The sequence below is a fragment of the Acidiphilium sp. PM genome (assembly GCF_000219295.1).
Classification (GTDB): domain Bacteria; phylum Pseudomonadota; class Alphaproteobacteria; order Acetobacterales; family Acetobacteraceae; genus Acidiphilium; species Acidiphilium multivorum.
The window spans coordinates 1-2,066 of sequence record NZ_AFPR01000128.1; the positions used below are offsets into that span (position 1 = coordinate 1).

At 70.6% G+C, this 2,066-nt stretch carries 1 protein-coding gene and 1 pseudogene; one reads left to right on the top strand and one right to left on the bottom strand.

Annotated elements, in window-relative coordinates:
- Nucleotides 1–186, top strand: a pseudogene (locus APM_RS06525) (hypothetical protein); the annotation flags it as partial.
- Between the two features lie 5 nt (nucleotides 187–191).
- Here APM_RS06525 and APM_RS06530 read toward each other — a convergent pair.
- Nucleotides 192–2,066, bottom strand: a 1,875-nt coding sequence (locus APM_RS06530) for a pyruvate carboxylase subunit B (protein WP_007422561.1), incomplete at its 5' end; no start/stop codon positions are given.

Consider the following 2,066-nt stretch of genomic DNA (forward strand, 5'->3'; position numbering starts at 1 on the left):
CGCGCCGGCCTCGCGCCGGATGACGTGCTGCCGGTTCACGTGGCCGACACGGCGGCGAATTTCGGCGCCACCATCCTCGCCGCCCTCGCCCAGGGCGGCGAGGATGCCGACGCGCTCGGCTACATAAGCCGCCACTACGCCCCGGCCACCGTCTTCGCGCCGCTGGACGCGCTGCTGACCGTCTGAGGGAACTACCCGATCTCGACCAGCAGGTCCTTCGCGTCCACCGCGTCCCCCGGCTTGACGTGCAGCGCCTTCACCCGCCCGTCGCGGGGTGCGGAAATCCGCGTCTGCATCTTCATCGCCTCGATCGCGACCAGCGCCTCGCCCTGCGTCACCGCCTGGCCCTCCGCCACCAGCACGCTGGCGATCACGCCGGGCATCGGCGCGCCGATCTCGCCCTCGGCCTGGTCCTGCGCCTTGCGCCGGTGCGCGCGGGTCGGCGTCGCCGCCCGGTTCGGCACCTTGACCATGCGCGGCTGGCCGTTCAGCTCGAAGAACACCCGCACATCGCCGTCATCGTCGGTCTCGGTCAGCGTCTGCAGCCGGATCACCAGCCGCTTGCCCGGCTCGATATCCACGGCGATGTCCTCGCCCGGCTCCATCCCGTAGAAGAACACCGGCGTCGGCAGCACCGCCACCGGCCCGTAATGCCCCCGCGCCTTGCGATAGGCGGCATACACGTCCGGATACATCGCATAGGCGGCAAGCTCGTCCTCGTCGATCTTGGCGCCGCAGCGCTTCTCCGCCTCGGCGCGCATCGCGTCGAGATCGGCCGGCGGCAGCAGCGAGCCGGGGCGGACGGTATAGGCCGCCTCGTCGCGCAGCGCCTTCGCCTGCAACGCCTCCGGCCATCCGCCCGGCGGCTGGCCGAGATCGCCGCGCAGCATCTCGATGGTCGAGGCCGGGAAGGCGATCTCCCGCGTCGGGTCGAGCACGTCGCCCACCGACAGGCCCTGGCTGACCATCATCAGCGCCATGTCGCCCACCACCTTCGACGACGGCGTCACCTTCACGATGTCGCCGAACATCATGTTCACGTCGCGATAGGCGCGGGCGATCTCGTGCCAGCGCTCGGCCAGCCCCATCGAGGCTGCCTGCTCGCGCAGGTTGGTGAACTGCCCGCCCGGCATCTCGTGCAGATACACTTCCGACGCGCCGGACTGCAGGTCGCTCTCGAACGCCGCATACTGCGCCCGCACCGCCTCCCAGTAGAACGAGAGCTGGCGGATCGCCACCGGGTCGAGCCCGGCGTCGCGCCCGGTATGCCGCCACGCCTCCACCAGCGAGCCGAGGCAGGGCTGCGAGGTCAGGCCGGACATCGGGTCCATCGCCGCGTCCACCGCGTCCACCCCGGCCTCCACCGCGGCCAGCACCGTCGCCGCCGAAATCCCCGACGTGTCATGCGTGTGCAGGTGGATCGGCAGCCCCACCGCCTCCTTCAGCGCCCGCACCAGCACGCCCGCCGCCGAGGGTTTCAGCACGCCCGCCATGTCCTTGATCGCGAGGATGTGGCAGCCCGCCGCCTCCAGCTCCTTCGCCAGCCCCACATAGTAGTTCAGCGAATACTTCGCCCGCTCCGGGTCGAGAATGTCGCCGGTGTAGCAGATCGCCCCCTCGGCGAGCCGCCCGCTCTCGCGCACCGCGTCGATGGCGACGCGCATGTTCTCCACCCAGTTCAGGCAGTCGAAGATCCGGAACAGGTCGATCCCGCCCGCCGCCGCGCGCCGCACGAAATGCCGCACCACGTTGTCGGGATAGTTGGTGTAGCCCACCCCGTTCGCCCCGCGCAGCAGCATCTGCAACAGGATGTTCGGCACCGCTTCGCGGATCTCGCGCAGCCGCTCCCACGGGCTCTCGGTCAGGAACCGCATGGCGACGTCGAAGGTCGCCCCGCCCCAGCATTCCAGCGAGAACAGCCCCGGCAGCCCGGCGGCATAGGCGGGCGAGGCGGCGACGATGTCGTAACTGCGCATCCGCGTCGCCAGCAGCGACTGGTGGGCGTCGCGCATCGTCGTGTCGGTCACCAGCACCCGGGTCTGCTCGCGCATCCATTGCGCGAACCC